Annotated in this window: 16 protein-coding genes; 5 read left to right on the plus strand and 11 right to left on the minus strand. The window is 48.7% G+C overall.

What is annotated here, in order from left to right:
• Nucleotides 1-2 precede the first annotated feature (2 nt).
• From fhuB to AACT23_RS15555, 4 genes are all read right to left on the minus strand, one after another.
• Nucleotides 3-1,970 (minus strand): Fe(3+)-hydroxamate ABC transporter permease FhuB, encoded by a 1,968-nt coding sequence (gene fhuB / locus AACT23_RS15540; RefSeq protein WP_094127877.1) that lies wholly within the window; start codon nucleotides 1,968-1,970, stop codon nucleotides 3-5.
• Nucleotides 1,967-2,893: an iron-siderophore ABC transporter substrate-binding protein gene (locus tag AACT23_RS15545; protein WP_094127880.1), complete on the minus strand. Its 927-nt coding sequence runs from the start codon at nucleotides 2,891-2,893 to the stop codon at nucleotides 1,967-1,969. The genes fhuB and AACT23_RS15545 overlap by 4 nt, the downstream gene beginning before the upstream one ends.
• On the minus strand, nucleotides 2,884-3,669 hold the full coding sequence (locus tag AACT23_RS15550) for an ABC transporter ATP-binding protein (RefSeq protein ID WP_026028190.1): 786 nt from the start codon (nucleotides 3,667-3,669) through the stop codon (nucleotides 2,884-2,886). Before AACT23_RS15550 ends, AACT23_RS15545 begins: the two co-directional genes overlap by 10 nt.
• 105 nt (nucleotides 3,670-3,774) lie before the next feature.
• The gene (locus tag AACT23_RS15555) at nucleotides 3,775-5,871 is read right to left on the minus strand and encodes a TonB-dependent siderophore receptor (protein WP_094127883.1); all 2,097 of its coding nucleotides are present in this window, start codon (nucleotides 5,869-5,871) and stop codon (nucleotides 3,775-3,777) included.
• A gap of 143 nt (nucleotides 5,872-6,014) precedes the next feature.
• Between AACT23_RS15555 and AACT23_RS15560 the strand changes: the two genes are divergently transcribed.
• Nucleotides 6,015-7,847, plus strand: coding sequence for an ABC transporter ATP-binding protein (locus AACT23_RS15560; protein ID WP_094127886.1), 1,833 nt, complete (start codon nucleotides 6,015-6,017; stop codon nucleotides 7,845-7,847).
• 142 nt (nucleotides 7,848-7,989) lie between these two features.
• On the opposite strand, the gene murP is transcribed toward AACT23_RS15560, so the two are convergent.
• Complete coding sequence (murP, locus tag AACT23_RS15565) at nucleotides 7,990-9,438, minus strand: PTS N-acetylmuramic acid transporter subunit IIBC (protein WP_088721413.1); 1,449 nt, start codon at nucleotides 9,436-9,438, stop codon at nucleotides 7,990-7,992.
• Nucleotides 9,439-9,467: 29 nt separating this feature from the next.
• Nucleotides 9,468-10,370 (minus strand): N-acetylmuramic acid 6-phosphate etherase, encoded by a 903-nt coding sequence (gene murQ / locus AACT23_RS15570; RefSeq protein ID WP_017045936.1) that lies wholly within the window; start codon nucleotides 10,368-10,370, stop codon nucleotides 9,468-9,470.
• 241 nt (nucleotides 10,371-10,611) lie between these two features.
• Between murQ and AACT23_RS15575 the strand changes: the two genes are divergently transcribed.
• Nucleotides 10,612-11,460, plus strand: a complete 849-nt coding sequence (locus tag AACT23_RS15575; protein ID WP_094127888.1) for a MurR/RpiR family transcriptional regulator — start codon at nucleotides 10,612-10,614, stop codon at nucleotides 11,458-11,460.
• A 5-nt stretch (nucleotides 11,461-11,465) separates the two neighbouring features.
• Here AACT23_RS15575 and AACT23_RS15580 read toward each other — a convergent pair whose 3' ends face one another.
• From AACT23_RS15580 to recQ, 3 genes are all read right to left on the minus strand, one after another.
• The gene (locus AACT23_RS15580; RefSeq protein ID WP_176428642.1) at nucleotides 11,466-11,828 is read right to left on the minus strand and encodes a hypothetical protein; all 363 of its coding nucleotides are present in this window, start codon (nucleotides 11,826-11,828) and stop codon (nucleotides 11,466-11,468) included.
• Between the two features lie 90 nt (nucleotides 11,829-11,918).
• A complete protein-coding gene (locus tag AACT23_RS15585; RefSeq protein ID WP_013855693.1) occupies nucleotides 11,919-12,221 on the minus strand; it encodes a DUF3630 family protein in 303 nt (100 codons plus the stop codon).
• Entirely contained in the window at nucleotides 12,214-14,052 is a 1,839-nt protein-coding gene (gene recQ / locus AACT23_RS15590) for an ATP-dependent DNA helicase RecQ (protein WP_094127894.1), read from the minus strand. Before recQ ends, AACT23_RS15585 begins: the two co-directional genes overlap by 8 nt.
• A 251-nt stretch (nucleotides 14,053-14,303) precedes the next feature.
• Between recQ and rarD the strand changes: the two genes are divergently transcribed.
• The 3 genes from rarD (at nucleotide 14,304) to AACT23_RS15605 (ending at nucleotide 16,882) form a co-directional block, all read left to right on the plus strand.
• Entirely contained in the window at nucleotides 14,304-15,221 is a 918-nt protein-coding gene (gene rarD, locus AACT23_RS15595; RefSeq protein ID WP_013855691.1) for an EamA family transporter RarD, read from the plus strand.
• Between the two features lie 121 nt (nucleotides 15,222-15,342).
• Entirely contained in the window at nucleotides 15,343-16,149 is an 807-nt protein-coding gene (locus AACT23_RS15600; protein WP_026028188.1) for an AraC family transcriptional regulator, read from the plus strand.
• A gap of 73 nt (nucleotides 16,150-16,222) precedes the next feature.
• Nucleotides 16,223-16,882: a LysE family translocator gene (locus AACT23_RS15605; protein WP_017050604.1), complete on the plus strand. Its 660-nt coding sequence runs from the start codon at nucleotides 16,223-16,225 to the stop codon at nucleotides 16,880-16,882.
• Nucleotides 16,883-17,665: 783 nt separating this feature from the next.
• Here the strand turns inward: AACT23_RS15605 and uvrD are convergent.
• Both uvrD and prlC read right to left on the minus strand, forming a co-directional pair.
• Nucleotides 17,666-19,840 carry a DNA helicase II gene (uvrD, locus tag AACT23_RS15610; RefSeq protein WP_013855687.1) on the minus strand — a complete coding sequence of 725 codons (2,175 nt, stop codon included), beginning with the start codon at nucleotides 19,838-19,840 and terminating at the stop codon, nucleotides 17,666-17,668.
• Between the two features lie 156 nt (nucleotides 19,841-19,996).
• Entirely contained in the window at nucleotides 19,997-22,039 is a 2,043-nt protein-coding gene (prlC, locus tag AACT23_RS15615; protein ID WP_094127897.1) for an oligopeptidase A, read from the minus strand.
• Nucleotides 22,040-22,163: the final 124 nt, after the last annotated feature.

Consider the following 22,163-nt stretch of genomic DNA (forward strand, 5'->3'; position numbering starts at 1 on the left):
GCTTATTTTGAACGGTTGACCAACAGTAACAGCAAGAAATAGCTCCCACCGAGAATCGCCACCAGCGTGCCAGCCGCAATTTGCATCGGATAAACGATCACCTGTCCGAGCCAATCCGCCCACAACATTAATGATGCACCGACTAAACTTGCCACCAGCAGTTGGGTTTTACTTTGCTGCGCGCCTAGCATCATCGCCATGTGTGGCGCAATCAAACCCACAAACGACACTGGCCCCATCGTCGCCGTCACCAGCGCACATAACAGCGCCACAATGGTCAATAAAATCAAACTGGTGCTTTGCGCATTAACGCCGCGCGCACTGGCAAAACGACGACCAATGGAGATTAAAGTCAGCCAACGCGACAGCGCGATGGTGGCCGCGGCCAGCAACAGCACCAAAACGGCCAGCAACAGCGCTTGGTCAGGCGTAACGCGATAGGTTGAGCCTGCCAACCACTGTAAAATTCGATAACTGTCTTCTGACCCTTTAGCCAAGCAAAATTGCACTAAGGATTCAAGCAATGCGGTGATGGCTATCCCGGTTAAAATCAAACTCGACGCGGCGTATTGATGGCGCTTACCCAGCACAACTAATGCCGCCAACACCAGCAAACTACCCAACAATGCTGTCACCCAATGAGCGGCTAACAAGCTTTGACCTAAAAAGAGATTGGCAAACACCAACGCAAACGTCGCCCCTGACGAGACCCCTAAAATATCTGGGCTGGCTAACGGGTTGTATATCAAACGTTGCAAAATGCTACCTGCTAGTGCAAGACCAATACCGGCACACAATGCGGTGAGCATGCGCGGCCAGCGTAATGACCACTGATAGCTGCTTGGCAGCGCCAATTGCCAACTGAGTTCGTTCATTTGAAACAACGTATGCAACCCAAGTGCTGCCAGCATCATTAGCAACAACCCCAATAGTGCGACACGGCTTAATGATGCGCGCGACTGAGGCAGTGAGATAGTCAATGTATCTTGCGCCTTGAGCTGACGGCGACTAAACCAGATCAATGCGGGCGCGCCAATCGCCGCGGCTGTGATACCGCTGGCGATGACTTGCGTAGTCCATAGGCTCAACCACATTGCGAGCATATCGGTTAATAAAAGCAGTAACGCGCCAAGCAGTAAGCTCGAATAGAGCTCTTGTTTGGGCGTTCTTGCCCCCATAGCACGGGCGATGTTTGGTGTGAGTAGCCCGATAAAACTGATGACGCCCACCGCGGTAATCGAGGCTGAAACCAACCAAATCCCGAGCACCATTAAGATTAAAAATGCAGGAATGACAGGCAGACCACGAGCCGCAGCACCTTGATGACCTAAACGCAATAACGTCAGAACCCTTGGCGCAAACAGTAAAATCAATAAGGAGACCGATAACCGCGGCAGCAACCACTGCACCCAATCCCAGCCATTTTGCGCCAGATCGCCCGCGCCCCACATGAAGACGTTTTTGGCGTATTGTTCATTGAGTAGAATCAGTGCCGTCGCAATCGCGCCAAGTAGCAGGTTCACCACCATGCCTGCCACAATCAACGGCAAGCCCGTCATGTTACGCACACCCGCAATCACCACGATCAACGCAAATGCGAGCAAAGCACCACTCATTGCCGCCAACGCGCTGTAACTGGCAACTAGGCTTGGAAAACCAATGTTGAGAATAATCAGCGCCAGCCAAGCTCCAGATGAGGTGCCCAGCGTCAATGGTGAAGTGAGATTATTCTGCGTCAGTTGTTGCATCACACTGCCGACCAAACCCAACATCGCGCCCACCAGCAGCGTCATCACCAAACGGGGCAATTGACCATATAGGAAATTGAACTCAGCAAAAGAGCTCGCTTCACGTTGCGCGCACAACAGTTGCCATTGCGTGACTAGATCAACGCCATTGCCAATTTGCACACTGAGCATCGCCGCAAGCAGCAGCGCACTACTCAGTGCGAGAAACACTTTTCCGTTCATGACTTAGGCGCAACCTCAAGCAAACTGCGTGTCAGCGCTTCTGCAATGTATTGTAGTGACATCGCGCCGCCGTAGTTCCAGACACTCTCAACCGAGTTCACTCGCGCTTGACGCACAAACGGCATCGCTTGCCAAAGCATTGATTTTTTTAGCTGTGCTTGCTGGGCAAATGGCAAAAAATAGAGCACATAACCTTGCTCAACATACTGCAGATCCGTTAACCGATGTTGCACAATCCCCCACTCTTTGGCGGGCTGAGGCAACGCTTCATGCAAGCCCAATTGCTTTAACACATAATGAGTGGTGGAGTTTTCACCGTAAAGGAACACCGAGGTTGGATTAGCAAAACGCATCGCCACCACTGCGGGTGTTTGATGAGAAAATGCGATGTCAATTTGTGCTCTTAACTGCGCAAAACGTTCCGTCATTGTGGTCAGTTTTTGCTCGGCGAACGCTTGCTTGCCAAAGAGCTGCGCTAATTGGCGAAAATGGTCAATCGCGACTGCGCCACTGTCATCACTGGCTTGAAAATTAGAGAAATAGAGCACCGGAGCAATGCGCTCTAACGGTGTGATTAAATCTTGCTGCGGCGCAGCGGCGAGAATGAGATCTGGTTGCAGTGCAGCAATTTTTTCCAAATTAGGTTCAACGCGCGTGCCGATATCTTCTACCCCTTGCGGCACTTGCGGTTTGACAACCCAATCTTGATAACTGGCAAGCTCTGGCGCGCCAACCGGTGTGATACCCAGTTCAATCACTTGCTCAAGTAAATCCCAATTGAGCACCACCACACGTTGTGGCAGCTGCTGTAGAGTTTGCTCTCCGCGGCTGTCGTGTACGGTCAATGGCGCGCTAAAAGCGACACTCGAAAAAACAGAGAGTAAGCCAGCAATCAGCCAGCGCTTTACAAGGTTTAAGCACATACAATCGCGACCTTATGCGTGTGAGAATCTGAATTGGACATTGGGTGATCCAGCAGTTGGATCGGCGTTTGATAAAGCGCCGATAAACGTGCTTCATCGGCCAATAAAGAGGCATCGCCTTCAAAAGCAACCTTGCCCTGCTTGAGCGCGACAATGTGGGTCGCGTAACGCAGCGCAAGGTTCAGATCATGCAAAATAACGATAATTCCGCAGCCTTGTGTTTGGTTTAATTGCGCAAGCAGAGCCATTAACTGATATTGGTGCTGCACATCTAACGCTGAAGTTGGCTCATCTAAAATCAGCACCGGAGACTGCTGCGCCAACAGCATCGCCACCCAAGCGCGTTGCCTTTCACCGCCAGACAATTCATCTGCCAAGGTATAGGCAAATTCAGTGACGCCGGTTTGGGCGATCGCTTGATCGATGATCACTTCATCCTGATTTTGCCAGCGACCAAAAGGACCACGCCACGGAAAACGCCCAAGGCGCACTAACTCTCGTACCGTTAACCCCGCTGAAGTTGGCAATTTTTGTGGCAAAAACGCCACCGCTTTAGCCAGCGCTCTGGCGCTGAGCTCGGCAATCGGCTGCTGGTTAAGTAACACGTCGCCACGGTCAGGTGCTTGCTGACCAGAAATCAAACTCACCAGCGTGGATTTACCAGAGCCATTATGGCCGAGTACCACAGTTAACTCTGTGGTGGGAATATTCAGTGATTCAATGGATAAAATGCTTCGTCCACCGCGCACCACTTGAACATTTGATAAGGTAAACATCACTCTCCCCCAAAAATCGAACCACCTAAAACACACATCCCCGCCGGCGCGGGAATGTTCAAAAACCGTCAAACTCACCTTCAGCGAAGGTGAGTTCATGCTGGCTTACCAGCGGTAATTCACGCTTGCCACCATACGACGTGATTCGCCGTAATAGCAGGTTCCGAAATCACAACCAGCAAGGGACTCGTCATCCAAAATATTATTGAGGTTAACCTGCACATCCCACTGTGTATTGATGGCGTAGCTTGCCATTGCATCCCACAGCATATAAGCAGGCACCTTTTTATCGAGCGAGGCATCCACAGACGTTCCGGTATAACGCACGCCAGAGCCCAACGTCAGCCCCTCAATCCCAAGGCCTGCAAAATCATAGCTCGCCCAACCTGTCGCTAAGTGGCGCGGAATCATCGACTTGCGCTTCTGGCTCGTTCCTTCACCCGTATGAGCATCGAGATAGGTGTAGCTGGCATTCAGCATCAGATTCTCTGTCACAGCCATGCGAGCTTCCACTTCGAACCCTTGCGTATTGGTTTTTGTGCCCGATTGACTGGTGGTTAACGCGCCATTGCTGCCGACGGTAGAGGCGGTTGCGTTTTTCTGGTCGATATCAAACCACGCCAGATTGACATAGCCATCGAGCCAGCTTGGCATGTATTTCACACCCACCTCGGTTTGGTTGCTCTCAACGGGTTTGTAGAGTTTGTTGGTGGTGAAATCTAAGCTGCTGATCACATAGAAAGATTCTGAGTAGCTCACATAAGGTGACAAACCGTTATCGGCTAAATAGATCAAACCGCTGTTTAATGACAGTTGGCCATCATCAAGCTCATCTTTATTCAAACCTTTGCTTTCAACATCAATTTTGTCGTAGCGGCCACCTAAATTCAGCACCCATTTCTGTTGCCATTTCGTTTGATATTGCGCGTACACACCCAGTTGCTGTTTGACAATCTCATTGTCATACAAGCTGCTTGAGAGATCAGGCACATTGCCGTAGGTCGGATTAAGGCTGTTGATCACGCCCACCTGTGAACCAGTGCCATTACCCAGCCATTTATTTTGGTGATACTGAATGTCAAACCCGGTCAGTAAGCGATGTTCAAATTGGCTACTTTGCCATTGTGCTTGGGCGTTGTTATCTAAGGTTACGCTGTGTGCATCGCCATCATTGATCAAGGTATAACGTGCCAATGTGTATGGGTCGCTGTCTTGCCAAGCATTTTGATAGGCCGAAGAGCTTCGTAGGTACAGATCAACATAGGCGTAGTTGAAGTTTTGCTTGAGGCTCCAAGTGTCGTTCAGTTGATGAGAGAGTTGGTAGCCGAACGACAGTTGTGTTTTATCGAAATCATCGTGATCCGGCTCGCCAAAGTTGCGGTTAGGCGCAATCGTCTCGCCATTGGGCAGCGCCACTAATGTGCCATCGCTTGGGAAGAAACCGTTTTGTGGCACGCCGTTATCTTTCAAGAAAGTGGCCATCAGCGTTAGCGTGGTTTGATCTGATAAATCGATAGCGTAGCTTGGCGCAACATAAACGCGCTGGCTCTCAATGCCATCCAGTTCACCCTCTTTTTGATTAACCATCGCCACGAGGCGGTAGCGCTGGCTGCCATCTTGGTTGGCCCAATCGGCAATATCGACACCCAACTGCTGGTAATTTTTATTCCCCACCGACAGAGATACGGAATGCTGCGCGCCATCAGTCGGCTTTTTCTGCACCACGTTGGCAATACCGCCCGGCATGGACTCACCATACAGCACAGAAGATGGGCCTTTCACCAATTCAACTTGCTCTAAACCAAAGGGTTCAACCGTCCAAGCAAAGAAACCTTCTTTATAAAGACGGTTACCATCGAGATAGACACTCGGTTCAAAACCACGCACAAACATCCATTCGGCGTCGTTATCCGCGCCATAAGGTGAGGTGTATCCCGGCGTATAGCGCAATGCTTCATCCAGTTTTTGTACGTTATGCTGGTCCAGTTCATCACGTTCAATGACAGTGACCGACTTTGCAGTTTCTTGTGTCGGGGTATCGACTTTCAATGCCGATGCCGTCACCACGATCGTGTCTAAAACTGGTGGCGGTGTTTGCTCAGCTTGTGCCGTAGCCGAAACCATGAACAGACAAGGTAATGCGCTGATTTTTAATATGTTGTGAATTGCTGTCCCCAGCAAGCTTGGGCGAATGAGATCCATTAAAGGATACCTCCTGCTTTAATTAGTTTGAGAAACGTTTTTATTATCATTATTATTGCCTGTCATTTTACTGATAAATTCAATATTTAACAGATAAAAATAAGAATGAATCTCACTCGCACATCACCATAAGTTGATCACCTATGTTTCAATGGTTTGAAAATCTCACGACGGCGTTTCCTAAAGAAGAGCCGCAACAACCGCCTAACTCCTTATTAGCCTTCTGCCGTCATTACACGCGGGGTTTTGAAGTACCGTTATTGGTCATGTCACTGCTCAGTGCTTGTGTGGCGATTGCCGAAGTCACCCTCATTCGCTATATGGGTGAATTGGTTGATATGCTTGGCAGCCAACAACGTGCCACATTCTGGGCTGATCAGAGTGACCGCTTGTGGGTAATGGCCGCGCTGGTGGTGGTCATTATGCCGCTGCTGGCTTTCTTCCACTCCATGATCATGCACCAAACGCTACTGGGTAATTACCCGATGTCGATGCGTTGGATGATCCACCGCTACTTACTCAAACAGAGCGTCAGTTTTTTCCAACGCGATTTCGCGGGGCGAATTGCCACCAAAGTGATGCAAAGCTCCCTCGCCGTGCGAGAAACAGTAATGAAACTGGTCGATGTACTGGTTTACATCGCGGTCTACTTCGTCTCGATGATTTGGATGATGGGCGAATCTGACCGCATCTTGATGATCCCGATTCTGATTTGGCTCGTGGCCTACATCATCATTCAATTGTATTTCATTCCCAAGATGAAAAAAGTGGCGACCGATCAAGCCGATGCTCGCTCAACTATGACGGGCAGCATAGTCGACAGTTACACCAACATTGCCACCGTGAAACTGTTTTCCCATTCGCAACGAGAAATGCAGTACGCCAAAAGCAGCATGAAACGGTTTTTGAACACCGTGTACCAACAGATGCGCATGGTGACGTGCCTGTTGTGGAGTGTTGACGCCATCAACTATTTACTGCTGTTTTCTATCGCCGCTTTATCAATCAATTTGTGGCTCGATGCCTCAGTGACTGTCGGTGTCATTGCGATTGCGATTAGCATTGCGCTGCGCGTACAAGGCATGTCGAAATGGATCATGTGGGAAGTGAGCGCACTATTTGAAAATATAGGTACTGTGGTGGATGGAATGAATACCTTGTCGCAACCAGTGACCATAACGGATGTAGCCAATGCGCCGCCGCTGCAAGTAACGCAAGGGCAAATCAGCTTCCATAACGTTCACTTTCACTATGGACAAGAGAACACTGTGTTTGAGGCGCTTAACTTTGAGTTAAAAGCGGGCGAAAAAGTGGGGTTAGTGGGTCGTTCGGGCGCGGGTAAATCAACACTGGTTAACTTGCTGCTGCGATTTTACGATTTGAATGGCGGCAAAATCTGCATTGATGGGCAAGATATTTCGCAGGTCAGCCAAGATTCACTGCGCCAACACATTGGTATGATCACGCAAGATACTTCGCTGTTGCACCGCTCAATCCGCGACAACATTCTCTATGGCAACCCAGATGCCGGGGAAGAAGCGCTGATAGAAGCAAGCCGTCAAGCGCATGCTCATGATTTTATCGCGCAGTTGCAGGATGAGAATGGCAACCTTGGCTACGATGTTCAAGTGGGAGAACGCGGTGTCAAACTCTCTGGCGGCCAACGCCAACGCATTGCGATTGCCAGAGTGCTATTAAAAAATGCGCCGATTCTGATCATGGATGAAGCCACCTCGGCCCTAGATTCAGAAGTAGAAGCGGCTATTCAAGAAAATTTTGAAACGCTGATGGAAAACAAAACCGTGATCGCCATTGCGCACCGTTTATCAACCATTGCCGCCATGGATCGCTTAATTGTGCTGGATGAAGGACGAATCATTGAACAAGGCTCACACCAAGAGTTGCTGCAACAACAAGGCGTTTATGCTCAGCTATGGGCGCATCAAACGGGTGGGTTTATAGGCGAACTTGCGTAGTGGATGCTCTTTAGGCCAAATAAAAGGCCTTTAGACACATCCAACAGAGAAAGAAGATGTGCTAAAGGCCGCGCTATTTCACCCAATACCCTCACTTGACCGAGTTTGGGTATTTTGCATACCATACATAGGGGGGGGTGAATTAGCTTAAATCGACATCTTTGCAGCCAAAAAAGTAGGTCGCGAGAAAGCCAACGGTGTAGGAAATTAAAAGACCGCCAACAAACACCATCATCCCAGCAAAAATTCCTTGCTCGGAAGTCATCAATGGAATGGCGACAATGCCTGACGGGCCAAACACCGTATTTAATCCTACTGGCAAACCAAGGTAAGAAACTAAGCCGACAAAGAAACCGCCCGCCGCCCCACCAATGCAAGCGGTGACAAACGGTTTAACCCGCGGCAAGGTCACGCCATAAATCAATGGTTCGCCAATTCCCAAAATACCGGGAATGATCGCCCCTTTCACTTGCGTGCGCAGCAACGCATCCTTATTCGCTTTGAAATAGAGTGCCAGCGAAGCGCCCACTTGGCCGCCGCCCGCCATCGCCAAAATAGGAAACAGAGAGTTAAACCCTTGTACATCCATCAGCGCAAAATAGACTGGCACAAACCCTTGGTGAATACCAAACACCACCGAAATTAAGAACAAACCCGACAGTAACGCCGCGCCCAACGGGTTATCATTGAGGTTCAAAAACAACCATGACATGCCTTTAAACAGCTCACCACCAATCGGCATGATCACCAAGAAAGTCACCGCGCCCATGATGAGTAACGTCACCACAGAGGTTAAGATCATATCCAAATCATCAGGCATGTATTGGCGCACTTTACGTTCTACTTGCGCGCCCAAAATAGAGGCTAAAAGTACCCCGATGATGTTGCCGCGCGGGTCAATGGCGAAGCCAAAGAATTCACTCATACCCGAGTAGATACCCGTTGTCGCCTCTGGGTTATACCCCAGCACAAACAGCGAAGCTAAAATGGCACCATTAACACCCGAGCCACCGAAAGCTTGCTGCGCGTTATAACCAATTAAAATACTCAAGAAAGCAAATAGCCCTTTACCAAACACTTTCATATAAGTAATGAGATCGAGCATAAACTGGCTAGGCGATTGATCGATAACGAACATTTGCTCCAGCAAAGTGGCAAAACCAAGCAACAAACCCGCAGCAATGAAACCGGGGATCAGCGGCGTAAAAATGGTCGCAAATTTGCTTAAAAAACGTTGTACGCCGCTGGTCTGTTTGCTCTTCATCTGCTTTTTCTGCTCAGCAGCAATCGCGGATAGATCGGCAGTTACGGCCACATCCGTCTCAGCACCGTCACCGTTGGCGATCATCTCATTCATCATATCGGCCGCCGTTTGCGCTTTGCCTGGGCCTAAAATGATCTGCAGTTGTTGGTCACTCTCCACCACGCCCATTACGCCGGGAAGGGTTTTCAGCAGAGCCTGATCGGCCAATGCCGTATTATTTAATGTTAAACGTAAGCGCGTCATGCAGTTACCACACTTACCGATATTGCCACTACCACCGACTGCACTAAGCAGCTTGGCGATCATATTGGAGGTTATTTTTGCCATTGGGACATCCTTGGATAGATCCAGTCGGGTTATTGATCATTCAGTGCCGCGCGAATAAAACCATTATGCTTGGCCAGTTTTTGCGTCGCTTGCTCGGCGCTTAGCCCCGCAAGAATCATTACAATGGCGGTTTTACAGTGACGATGGCAGGCGCTCAGTGCTTGTTCTGCTTCCTCTTTACTGCAACCTGTCGCTTCGACCACAATGTTATTTTGGCGCTGAATCAACTTAGCATTGGTTGCCTCGACATCGACCATAAGGTTGCCAAACACTTTACCGCAACGAATCATCGCGCCGCTGGTTAACATGTTAAGCACCAGTTTTTGCGCCGTGCCCGCTTTCATACGTGAAGATCCCGTGACCACTTCCGCGCCCACCACAGGCACAATGGCAATGTCAGCCGCGTGCTGCATCGCGCAATCTGGGTTGCACACTACTGCCACAACCGTTGCACCCAGTGATTTAGCGTAAGCCATGCCGCCTAGCGCATAGGGTGTGCGACCACTGGCGGCGATACCCACCACCACATCGTTGCGGGTCAAATTAATATTTTTCAGATCGCTTTGCCCAAGCTCAACATTGTCTTCGGCATTTTCAACCGCTTTAAGAATTGCTGGGTGTCCGCCCGCAATAAGCCCAACCACTTGTTTAGGATCAGAGCCGTAGGTGGGTGGGCACTCGCTAGCATCTAAAATCCCCAAGCGACCGGAGGTTCCCGCTCCCATGTAGATCAAACGTCCACCCGCTTGAAATGCCAAGGTAATGGCATCCACCGCTTGCGCTATCTGCGGTAAGGTTTTTTCAACCGCTAACGCGACCAGTTGATCTTCATGGTTAATGACTTGCAGCATCTCTAAGGTGGAAAGGGTGTCAATGTCAGCACTGGCAGGGTTGCGGCTTTCGGTAACCAACAGGGTTAGGTCTAGGTTCATCGTCTATTTCTTGGTTTTAATTCGGAACTGAGGGCGATTCTATGGAATAAAATATTCCACTTTAGTGACAAAAATCACAACAAAGGTTATTCTTTGACCAGTCATTACATGGAATAATGGCCTACAATGCACCGATATCTTTTAAGCCTCCGAACAAAAGGCCAGTTAATACAAGCCACTACACTAATGTTCGTTATTTTAAATTTGGAATAATTTATTCTAAAAAATACAAGGATCGCGCATGTCTGTGATGCATAAAATCGTCAGCCGCCGCACTCAACTCTCTCGCAGTGAATTACAAATCGCCGATTGGATCATCGCTCATCCAGAAAAAGCCGCGCTCGCCACCAGCCAAGCATTGGCCGAACACGCAAAAGTCAGCCAATCGAGCATTGTCAAATTTACCCAGAAAATTGGCTTTAGGGGCTACAGTGAGTTTAAGTTAGCGCTGGCCGAAGAGCTTGGCCGTAAATTGGCGTTTCAGACCACGCCATTGCACAGCAATATTCTGGCTGACGACCCACTGGCGGTGATCGCGCAAAAATTGGTGCAAGCGAAAACAGAAGCGATGTTTCACACCACCAACGCGCTTTCATTTCCCCACTTCAACCAAGCGGTACAGTGGATAAACCTCGCCAACCGCGTGCAAATTATCGGTATCGGCGGCTCTGCGCTCACCGCAAAAGATTTGGCTTTTAAGCTCCTGAAATTAGGCATCACAGCGCTCACAGAACAAGATAGCCACGTACAAATCGCCACCGCACGCACGCTGGGTTCGCAAGATGTTCAAATTGTGATTTCATTTTCAGGAGAGAGAAAAGAGATTTTGATTGCCGCCGAAGCGGCCAAGCAGCAAGGAGCAAGCGTTATCGCGCTCACCTCTCCGAAGAAAAATCGACTACGTGAATTAGCCGATCTCTCTTTTGATACGATTGCCGATGAAAATGAACATCGCAGCTCATCCATCGCCTCTCGCACCGCGCAGAACGTTCTAACCGACCTGTTGTTTATTACTCTTGTACAGCAAAGAGACGAGTCGGCGCGTCAATTGATCCAAGACATTTCATCTGATATTCGTCAAATCTTTTAACGGAACTAATCGCTCTCTTCAATGCAGTGCATGCGATGAAAAACGCGATGAATGATCGGCGCAAATAGGGTGGCCAATGAAACGAAAAAGACAGTTTCAATAAATAAGCTGTAAAAGGCTAAAAAGAGATGCAAGCTCGGCGCAAGATGCAGATTGATTATCGGGTAGGGAAGCTCGAGACCACTGACCATCGAAAGCGCATTCAACCACGCTTGCGCCGCCGGGAGATCAGCTAGGTAGACAAAACCCACCACTCCGGGAATGAGGCCAGTCAACAGCAGTAACGCAGCGATCACCGCATAGCGTAAGCAGCGCCATGTAAAACGCTCAACGGAGATAACTTCTTGATGAATCGACTCAAATTTCACGCCAGCCTCCTTGATGTTTGCCTCATCATAAGCAATGGCGGCTTAATAATGAAGGACCAAAAGGCGGATATGCAGAGTTGATCTACACGCTTAGAAACCTCGCGCTAATAATTGCGCGAGAAACGCCAACTCTTCTTGGCTCTCTTTGATGGCAAGTGCTTCAAGCCAAACCGACTCGCTGTAATGCTCGGCTTTGAGAAAAAGTAAGCAACCTTCAAAATCAATCAACCATGAGTGAATGTCCGCATCCCATTGTTTTTCTATCACTGTAGCCGAAAGCTGCTTGACCAAACGCTCGCCTAGTGCAGGAAAAGTATCGACATCAAAACGCGGTGTACTCAAGACGAGTCGCCCTTCATCTTGTAAATTGTGTGCTAAACCGAACTCAGCCATGGTGGGTTAAGTGCTCCTGAATCAGGTCTAAAAATGGGTCGGCGTATTTTTCAAGCTTGCGTTGCCCAACGCCGTTAACGGCCAACATTTCTCCGTACGAAGTGGGCAATATTTCCGCCATATCAATTAGGGTCGCATCGCTAAAGACCACGTAAGGCGGCAGGCCATCTTCATCAGCAATCGATTTACGCAATTTACGCAATTTGGCAAACAGTGGTTTGTCGTAGTTTTTGTTGGATAACTTATCTGATTTCGCCGCACGAGCGGCTGTGTCTAAGCGTGGAATAGCTAACTCTAATGGCATTTCTCCACGCAGCAGCGGTCGCGCCTCTTCCGTCAACTGCAAGGTCGAATTGCGAGTAATGTTTTGCTGCAACAACCCTTTATGGATCAACTGACGGAAAATACTCACCCAATAATCATGGCTATGATCGCGACCAATGCCGTAAGTTGTGAGCTTGTCGTGGCCATTTTCACGAATACGGATATTTTGCATACCGCGCATCACTTCCACCACATAACCAATACCGAAACTTTGGTTGACGCGATAAACGCACGATAATGCTTTTTGCGCATCTTGCGTGGCATCGAAATGCTTGGGGGGATCAAGGCAGATATCGCAGTTGCCGCAAGGTTTGTCTCGATATTCACCAAAATAATTGAGCAACACTTGGCGGCGACAAGTTTGTGCTTCAGCAAAAGCACTCATCGCGCCCAACTTATGGCTTTCCACCTGTTTTTGTGGCCCTTCCGGCTTCTCATCTAACATTCGACGCAGCCAACTGATGTCGGCCGGATCATAGAGCATCATCGCTTCGGCTGGCAAACCGTCTCGCCCTGCGCGCCCGGTCTCTTGATAGTAAGATTCGATGTTGCGCGGAATATCAAAATGCACCACAAAACGCACGTTGGGTTTATTAATCCCCATTCCAAATGCGACGGTAGCAACCACTATCTGAATGTCATCACGCTGAAATGCTTCTTGCACATAAGCGCGCTCATCGGCGTCCATACCCGCATGGTAACTGGCTGCTCGTAAATGGTTGTTGCACAGTTTCTCTGTCAGCATTTCTACTTTTTTGCGACTGCCACAGTAAATGATGCCGCAATGTCCTCTTTGCGTATCAAGATAGCGGATCACCTGTGAAACCGGTTTGTGCTTTTCGACCAAGGTATAGCGGATATTAGGGCGATCAAAGCTGCCCAGATAGACATGCGGTTCTTGCAACTGCAAACGGTGCAAAATATCCACGCGCGTGGCGTCATCGGCCGTTGCCGTCAGTGCCATAAAAGGCACGTGTGAAAAATGCTGTTTAAGTTGGCCTAACGCCGCATACTCAGGGCGAAAATCGTGCCCCCATTGAGAAATACAATGTGCTTCATCCACGGCAATCATCGCCAATGGCAACTGCTGCAAGCGTTCGATGAAATCGGACATCAAAACACGCTCAGGCGACGCGTAAATCAGCTTCAGTTGCCCCGCGTTCATTCGGTTATATACCGACATCAGCATCTCACGTGACATACTTGAATTAATACACTCAGCCGCGACACCGTTGGCTTTGAGCTGATCCACTTGGTCTTTCATCAACGAAATGAGCGGCGAGATGACTAAAGTGATGCCCTCTTTGACTAACGCAGGGATCTGATAACAGAGCGATTTCCCCCCACCCGTTGGCATGATAACTAAGCTATCTTGCCCCGCTAACGAAGCGTCAATCACCTCTTGCTGGCCGACACGAAACGACTGATAACCGAACACAGTCTGTAAAATACTGTGCGGTGTCTCAGGTTGAGGATCGGTTTGTTGAGCCATTAACGTTGCGGTCATGAAATTTCCAAGGGTGAACAAAAGGGGTAGAGCAACCGCTATACCGCAAAGCGTCTTATTGTAGTGGGGTTCGATGGTGAATAAAACCGCAAAATGTAGCGGTAAAGCGAATCACTTGATTCTCGGCCATTATTCGCCACTCAAACTCCCGAGTAGGCGGTCGATTAACAAAGCTGCAACTTACTTGAGGAACAGTATATACTGTCGAATCGTTTCGCTGGCTCAGCACTTCACTCCTTTGAGAATTCATCATGACCGCAGAAGAACAACAACGCTCCAGACAAGGCGTTTTACTCGCTATTGGTGCTTACACTATGTGGGGCATCGCACCGATCTATTTTAAAGCAATCAACAATGTTCCTGCACTTGAGATCCTCACTCACCGCGTAGTGTGGTCGTTTTTCTTGTTAGCAGCACTACTTCATTTTGGCCGCAACTGGCGTAGTGTACGCAGTGTGATTACTCATAAATCAAAGATGATCTATCTAATGACCACCGCTTGTCTGGTTGCGGTGAACTGGTTAATTTTCATCTGGGCGATCAATGCTAATCATATGTTAGATGCCAGTTTAGGTTATTACATTAACCCACTGCTCAATGTGGTGCTCGGCATGCTTTTTCTTGGTGAGCGATTACGCAAACTGCAGTGGGTCGCGGTAGCGCTAGCCACCATTGGTGTGGCCATTCAGTTAATTGTGTTTGGTTCGATTCCTGTGGTCGCCATCGCTTTGGCGACCACTTTTGGCTTGTATGGCTTACTGCGTAAAAAAGTGGCGGTTGATGCCCAAACAGGTTTGTTTATCGAAACCTTGGTAATGTTACCCGCGGCGTTGATTTATCTGTTGTTTATCGCCAGCTCGCCAACTTCAGATATGGCGCTCAATCCGCTTAACCTCAACCTACTGCTGATCGCAGCTGGCGTCATCACGACCTTACCTTTGCTTTGTTTCACAGGAGCAGCAACGCGTTTAAAACTTTCAACGCTGGGTTTCTTCCAATACATCGGCCCAAGCTTGATGTTTTTGCTCGCTGTCTTGGTGTACGGTGAAGCCTTCTCTAGTGATAAAGCCATTACCTTTGCCTTTATTTGGGCAGCATTGTTGCTGTTCAGTTTTGATGGTTTAAAAACAGGACGAACCGCGCGACGCGCTCAACGGGCATCCGTTTAATTAGGATTGTTTATTCCCCCTCGTTCGTCAAAGCGATCAAGTGCTCTGTGATCATTTTTTACAAGACAGTGGCGACATGGCTGGCTAAGCTTGCATTATTCAACCCTAAATTTTGGTCTCTATGGATAAAGTGAGCTACAGCCAAACGGCCTATCCTGCGATCGGTCTGATTGATGCAGACTATCGTCAGTTTGCGTTTGATCGCCACTACCATCTTGATATTCATATTGGCCTTATCACTCAAGGAACGCAGCGCTTCTACCACCAAGGCGCTTGGCATCAGGTACAACGGGGCGGCGTAGTTCTGATGTCGCCAGATGAGCTGCACGATGGGCAAGCGCACAATGGCTCTGGCTACCAAGTGCAAGTGTTTGCTATTGAACCTACTTGGCTACAGCAAACCTTAGAAGCCAAGCAGATTGAACAAGTGCTGGGTTTTGAGCAGTTAATAGTCGATGACGCGCCACTTTTTTGCTCACTGCTGCAACTTCATCACACCATGAAGCAGGATAAGCTCAGTCAACTCGCTAAAGATTGCTTACCCTACCAAGGGTTCACACCTTTGCTTGAACGCTATAGCCACTTGAAACTGCCGGAGGTTAAACCGCTCGGCCAGCGCAACCTCGCCACGCTGAAAGAGTGGGTACTCAGTCAACTCGACCAACCAATCCGCCTTGAACAACTCGCTCAGCTTTGCCAGCTTTCACCCACTCAGTTTCAGCGCCATTTCAAGGCGCAAACGGGCATCACACCTTATGCGTGGTTATTGCGTTTACGTTTAGAGCAAGCGATGAAATTGTTGAAAACCGGCACCTCTAGCACTGAAGTCGCCTATCAAGTCGGTTTTTATGATCAAGCCCATTTCAGTAAGGCGTTCAAAGCAACCTTTGGCCTGCCACCCTCCGCCATCAATCGCACACTTTACTAACCAAACTGTCAGAAATTTACAAGGCAAGCACGTTTTCTCCACGCATACTCACCGTAAAACATGAGGAGAATACATGAACGAACTTTCCATATTGGCCACATTGGCTGGCGTACATTTTATGGCATTATTAAGCCCCGGCCCAGATGTGGCACTGGTGGTACAAAATTCCACCCGTTACGGTCGCAGAACCGGAGTTTTTATTGCGCTAGGGTTATCATGTGGCATTGTCATTCACTCATTGCTTAGCCTCACAGGGATAAGCTATTTGGTGCATCAACAACCCGCACTGTTTGCGATGGTGCAACTGGCCGGCGGGGGGTATTTATTCTATTTAGGCTTGGGCGCACTCAAATCCATCTACACCACCTGGCGATCGCCACAAGCTGTCGGAGTCAACAATGAGCGCTACAAGCTGATCGAAAATCAACGCCAAGCCTTTTCCCGCGGTTTTATCACCAATATTTTTAATCCAAAAGCTTTGGTCTTTTTTATCAGCTTAATGTCGAGTTTAGTGCCTGTGGGGATGTCCTTTTCAGGTAAAGGTATCGCCTTGCTGATTCTTTGGGGGCTCTCTTTTATGTGGTTCTCAACCTTGGCGTGGATGCTCTCCACCGCCCGCCTACAAAAACGCTTGCAATCACTCACTGTGTATATTGATGCAGTATGTGGCATCATTTTTACGCTCATCGGTGGACTTATTTTATTGCAAGCGCTGCTTAGCCTTAGCCATTGATGCAGCGATTCGCGCCCATTTTTGTGCGAGATCTCTTACAAACGAGTGAGCAAATATCGCTTTTTGAGTAGGAAAATCAACACTAAAAAACTTAACTAATTGATTTTAAATAAAATAACAACCAACTAGAGAAACCCTTTGCGAAAAAAGCGTTTCTCTAGCATTGCCGATAAATTAGAGATGGGTAATATGAACCTTGTCGGAAGGATTCTGACACGGAACAGGAAAGCACCACGGATTGGTCATCTTCAGGATGAAGAGACGACTGCTCAGGATGAATGGTCGGCACGGAAAGCAAATTGGACATTGAATGGACGCAATAGTAGCTAGGATGGTTACTACTAAGGAAAGACAATGGACACCTCTGGACGAGGCAAGGACTGAACATCAGGATGATGTAAAGGACACCGCTCAAGGAACAAGTGAAGCGCGCTAACGTGGATGGTTAGCAGACTAGGAAGTCACCAAGGACACCGCTAGGAAGGCGAAGAACGGATTAAGCTGACGGAATTCAGCCACTATCATGGATTTGATGCATGGAGCACTTTCGTAGCTGGATTGCTGCAAGTAAGACTATAACCCCGCAGGGCGCAAGCCCTCGGGGTTTTTCTTTTGGATCGGATAAGCATATGAGTTATCCAGCTTTCATATCTTGAACGGCTAGGTTAGGTATTTGGCTTAAACAACGCCATAAACACCCCTCCCGGCCTCCCTCTCAAAGAGGGAGGAGAACAATCCAACCATCTCAGCAAAGAAAAGTACCCTTTCTTTGTACAAGGAAGATCATAGTTTCTCTAGCTTGGCATAAGCAGTCACTAGCCATTTAATGCCTTCACCGTTAAAAGCGACTTGCACTCGACTTTGCGGGCCACTACCTTCGAAATTAATGATGGTGCCTTCACCAAAAATAGGGTGTTTCACGCGTGCGCCCAAGCTAAAGCCCGTCTCGTTAAAGTTCTCTTTGACCGCTGTTTGACTAAAACGCCCGGCACTGCTTGGTCGGCTCACTTGCGCTTTCATACGCACTTCATCAAGGCAGTTTTCTGGCAGCTCACGGATAAAGCGTGACGGCTTATGGTATTTATCCTGACCGTATAAACGGCGAATTTCAGCGTAAGTAATGTAGAGCTTTTGCATGGCGCGCGTCATTCCGACGTAACACAAACGGCGCTCCTCTTCCAATCGCCCCGCTTCTTCGGCCGACATTTGGCTGGGGAACATGCCCTCTTCAACGCCAACCATAAACACCAACGGGAACTCTAACCCTTTCGCGCTGTGCAGTGTCATTAACTGTACGGCATCATCAAATTCGTCAGCCTGCCCTTCGCCCGCTTCCAGCGCTGCGTGGGTTAAAAAGGCCGTCAACATGCTCATCTCATCCGCTTCTTCTGGTTTTTCAAATTGGCGTGTTGCGGTGACTAGCTCTTCCAAGTTTTCAATTCTGGCTTTAGACTTTTCACCCTTTTCAAGCTGATACATCTCAAACAAACCTGATGTTTTGATTACATGGTCGGTTTGACTGTGTAACGGCATCTCAGCGCTATCATCTTCAAGGGCATTGACCAGCTCAATAAACCGGCTTAATGCGCTTGCCGCACGTCCTGTGAGCACTTTTTCTTCCAACAGCACAAGGCTCGCTTGCCACAAGGTACAACCGCGATCTCGCGCCGCAAAACGAATGGTTTCCAGCGTTTTATCACCCAAGCCACGCGGTGGCGTATTTACGACTCGCTCAAAGGCCGAATCATCATTGCGGTTAGACATCAAACGCAAGTAACTTAACGCATCTTTGATCTCTTGGCGCTCGAAGAAGCGCATGCCGCCGTAGATGCGATAGGGCAAGCCTGCTTGAATCAAGGCTTCTTCCAAAACACGAGATTGGGCGTTGTTGCGATAAAGCATCGCACAATCCTCTAATGCGCCACCTTTATCTCGCCACTCTTTGATTTTATTGACGGTAAAACGCGCCTCATCAAGATCGTTGTAGGCCGAATAGATAGAAATTGGCTCGCCTTCGCTGCCATCGGTCCAGAGCTCTTTACCCATTCGCTCGGTGTTGTTCGCGATCAGTGCGTTCGAGGCTTGCAAAATGGTTTTGGTTGAACGGTAGTTTTGCTCTAAACGAATGGTATTAACGCTCGGAAATTCCTGCGTGAATTTTTCGAGATTTTCAATTTTGGCACCACGCCAGCCATAAATGGACTGATCATCATCACCGACGATCATCACGTGGCAATCGCGCCCAGCCATCATGCGCAGCCACGCGTATTGGATGTTATTGGTGTCTTGAAATTCGTCGACCAAGATGTGTTTAAAGCGCGCTTGATAATGTTCACGAATGTGCTGCTTATCACGCAACATCTCGTGGCAACGCAGCAAAATTTCGGCAAAATCAACCAAACCTGCGCGATCGCACGCCTCTTGATACGCGGAATAAAGCTGCAAATAGGTTTGAGTCACGGGATCGCGGTACGCATCGATGTGCTTCGGACGAAGACCTTCATCTTTTTTACCGTTAATCCACCAGCACACCTGGCGCGTAGGCCACTGCTTCTCATCTAGGTTTTGTGCTTTGATTAAACGACGCAGCAAACGCAGTTGATCTTCAGAATCGAGGATCTGAAAATCCTCAGGCAGGCGAGCGTCAAGATAGTGAGCGCGTAAAATACGGTGGCAAATACCGTGGAAGGTACCATTCCACATGCCCGATGCGCTGCCCATCATCAACTCTTCAATTCGGCCACGCATTTCCGCCGCCGCTTTGTTGGTAAAAGTCACCGACATCACTGAAAAAGGCGAGGCGTTTTCAACCGAGATAAGCCAAGCAATGCGATGCACCAATACTCGGGTTTTACCACTCCCCGCTCCGGCAAGCACCAGCAAGTTTTCTAAAGGCGCGGCAACCGCTTCGCGCTGTTTATCGTTGAGACCGTCGAGTAAGAGAGAAGGATCCATCATGGCTAAGCTACTGGTTATTTATACATAATTGCCCAGATTATAACCTCAAATCGCGGCAAGATGCTCGTCTCTATCACATTTTTCTGGGCATTCAAAAATGAAAAACCCACCGCAAAGGTGGGCTAATTCGAGCTTCATCGCATTTTAAGCGCGTGACTACGCGGCGATCCCCGCATGACGCAGCAACGCATCAATTTGCGGCTCACGGCCTCTAAAGCGTTTAAATAGCTCCATCGGCTCTTCACTACCACCCATTTCAAGGATGTTATTCAAGAAACTTTGCCCAGTCTGTGGGTTAAAAATCCCCTCTTCCTCAAAGCGAGAAAACGCATCCGCCGAAAGCACTTCTGCCCATAAGTAGCTGTAGTAACCTGCGCTGTAACCGCCAGCAAAGATGTGGCTAAAGCTGTGTGAGAAACGGTTCCATTCAAGGCTTGGTAACACGGCCACTTTCTTTTTCACTTGAGCGAGAGTTTCCAACACTTGCGGGCCTACTTCGGGATCGTAAGTGGTGTGCAAGGTGAAATCGAACAAACCAAATTCAAGTTGGCGCAAAATAAACATCGCTGACTGGAAGTTTTTCGCCGCGAGCATTTTATCGAGCATTTCTTTCGGTAGCGGTTCACCCGTTTCGTAATGACCTGAAATAAACGCTAACGCCTCTTCTTCCCAGCACCAATTTTCAAGGAACTGACTTGGCAGTTCAACCGCATCCCACGGTACACCATTGATGCCAGATACCGCACCCACTTCAACTTGAGTCAACATGTGGTGGATCCCGTGTCCAAACTCATGGAACAAAGTGACCACTTCATCATGAGTAAATAACGCAGGTTTATCACCGATTGGGCGATTAAAGTTACAGGTCAAATAAGCCACTGGTGTTTGTAGCTCGCCATTTTGAGTGATACGGCGGCCACGGCAATCATCCATCCACGCGCCGCCACGCTTATGTTCGCGTGCATACAGGTCGAGATAGAAGCTGCCACGCAGTGATCCTTTCGCATCAAAAATATCGAAAAAACGCACCGATGGATGCCAAATATCAACCCCAGAGCGCTCTTTGACGCTCATGCCAAATACGCGGTTGAGTACTTCAAATAGGCCGCTCACCACTTTCGACTCTGGGAAATAAGGGCGCAGCTCTTCATCTGAAATATCAAACAAGTGCTGTTTCTGTTTTTCGCTGTAGTAAGCGATATCCCACAACTCTAGCGTGGTCACGCCAAACTCTTGCTGCGCAAATTGACGCAACTCTTCTACTTCACGCTCACCTTGCGGTTTCACTTTGGTGGCTAAATCATTTAAAAACCCTAACACTTGATCGGGCGTTTGCGCCATTTTAGTCGCCAGTGATTTTTCACTGTAGGTATTAAAGCCGAGCATACGGGCTATTTCATGACGCAGTTTGAGCTTCTCAGCGATGATTTCGCTGTTATCCCACTTGCCCGCATTTGGCCCGCGATCCGAGGCACGCGTGACATACGCTTCATAAAGCTCTTTGCGCAGAGCTTGGTTATCACAATAAGTCATCACTGGCAGATAAGAAGGAATGTCGAGCGTTAATAAATAACCATCGAGCTCTTTGGCTTGCGCCGCCGCTTGTGCAGCTGCTAATGCCGATTCTGGCATGCCCGCTAATTGATTGGCGTCAGTAATGTGCTTGGTCCAGCCCATCGTGGCATCCAGTACGTTATTAGAGAACTTAGAACCCAACTCAGATTGACGTTTACTGATCTCGCCGTACCGTTTTTGCTCTGCCAATGGCAAGCCGATACCCGATAGCTCAAAATCACGCAGTGCATCATTGATGGTTTTTTGCTGCGCTTGAGAGAGCGAGGAAAAAGTATCGCTGGCTTTCATGCTCTTATAGGCTTCAAACAGGCCTTTATGTTGCCCAACCCAAGTGCCGTATTCAGACAGCAGCGGCAAACAGCTTTCGTACGCATCACGCAGTTCATCGCTATTGAGCACGGAATTAAGGTGGCTCACTGGCGACCAAATACGGCTTAAGCGATCATCCACCTCTTCAATGGGTGCAATCAAGTTTTCCCACGTTGGGGTGCTATTGCCAGCAAGGTGTTTTTCAATTTCGGTGCGGCAATCTTCTATCGCTTTCTCAACCGCAGGCTTCACATGCTCTGGCTTAATGGCGGAAAACGGCGGTAAATCCGTGAAAGTGAGAAGTGGATTAGACATAAAACATTCCTTTTAAGTTAAGACGCGCCTGCACGTTGATGCATTTCTCTGCAACAGTCACTGATTGTTTCACGGCAACCGTCGATTTTGTTTATCTGAAATAGTAAATATAGGTAGGTTCAGC

Source organism: Vibrio sp. V09_P4A23P171 (assembly GCF_963875615.1).
Taxonomy (GTDB): Bacteria; Pseudomonadota; Gammaproteobacteria; order Enterobacterales; family Vibrionaceae; genus Vibrio; species Vibrio anguillarum.

Bases quoted from the DNA above. Each gene is read 5' to 3' on its own strand.
- murP (WP_088721413.1), bottom strand. From the start codon at position 9,438: ATGGCAAAAATAACCTCCAATATGATCGCCAAGCTGCTTAGTGCAGTC.
- uvrD (WP_013855687.1), bottom strand. From the start codon at position 19,840: ATGATGGATCCTTCTCTCTTACTCGACGGTCTCAACGATAAACAGCGC.
- AACT23_RS15585 (WP_013855693.1), bottom strand. From the start codon at position 12,221: ATGGCTGAGTTCGGTTTAGCACACAATTTACAAGATGAAGGGCGACTC.
- AACT23_RS15575 (WP_094127888.1), top strand. From the start codon at position 10,612: ATGTCTGTGATGCATAAAATCGTCAGCCGCCGCACTCAACTCTCTCGC.
- AACT23_RS15600 (WP_026028188.1), top strand. From the start codon at position 15,343: ATGGATAAAGTGAGCTACAGCCAAACGGCCTATCCTGCGATCGGTCTG.
- AACT23_RS15560 (WP_094127886.1), top strand. From the start codon at position 6,015: ATGTTTCAATGGTTTGAAAATCTCACGACGGCGTTTCCTAAAGAAGAG.
- murQ (WP_017045936.1), bottom strand. From the start codon at position 10,370: ATGAACCTAGACCTAACCCTGTTGGTTACCGAAAGCCGCAACCCTGCC.
- prlC (WP_094127897.1), bottom strand. From the start codon at position 22,039: ATGTCTAATCCACTTCTCACTTTCACGGATTTACCGCCGTTTTCCGCC.
- AACT23_RS15545 (WP_094127880.1), bottom strand. From the start codon at position 2,893: ATGTGCTTAAACCTTGTAAAGCGCTGGCTGATTGCTGGCTTACTCTCT.
- AACT23_RS15555 (WP_094127883.1), bottom strand. From the start codon at position 5,871: ATGGATCTCATTCGCCCAAGCTTGCTGGGGACAGCAATTCACAACATA.
- rarD (WP_013855691.1), top strand. From the start codon at position 14,304: ATGACCGCAGAAGAACAACAACGCTCCAGACAAGGCGTTTTACTCGCT.
- fhuB (WP_094127877.1), bottom strand. From the start codon at position 1,970: ATGAACGGAAAAGTGTTTCTCGCACTGAGTAGTGCGCTGCTGCTTGCG.
- recQ (WP_094127894.1), bottom strand. From the start codon at position 14,052: ATGACCGCAACGTTAATGGCTCAACAAACCGATCCTCAACCTGAGACA.
- AACT23_RS15605 (WP_017050604.1), top strand. From the start codon at position 16,223: ATGAACGAACTTTCCATATTGGCCACATTGGCTGGCGTACATTTTATG.
- AACT23_RS15550 (WP_026028190.1), bottom strand. From the start codon at position 3,669: ATGTTTACCTTATCAAATGTTCAAGTGGTGCGCGGTGGACGAAGCATT.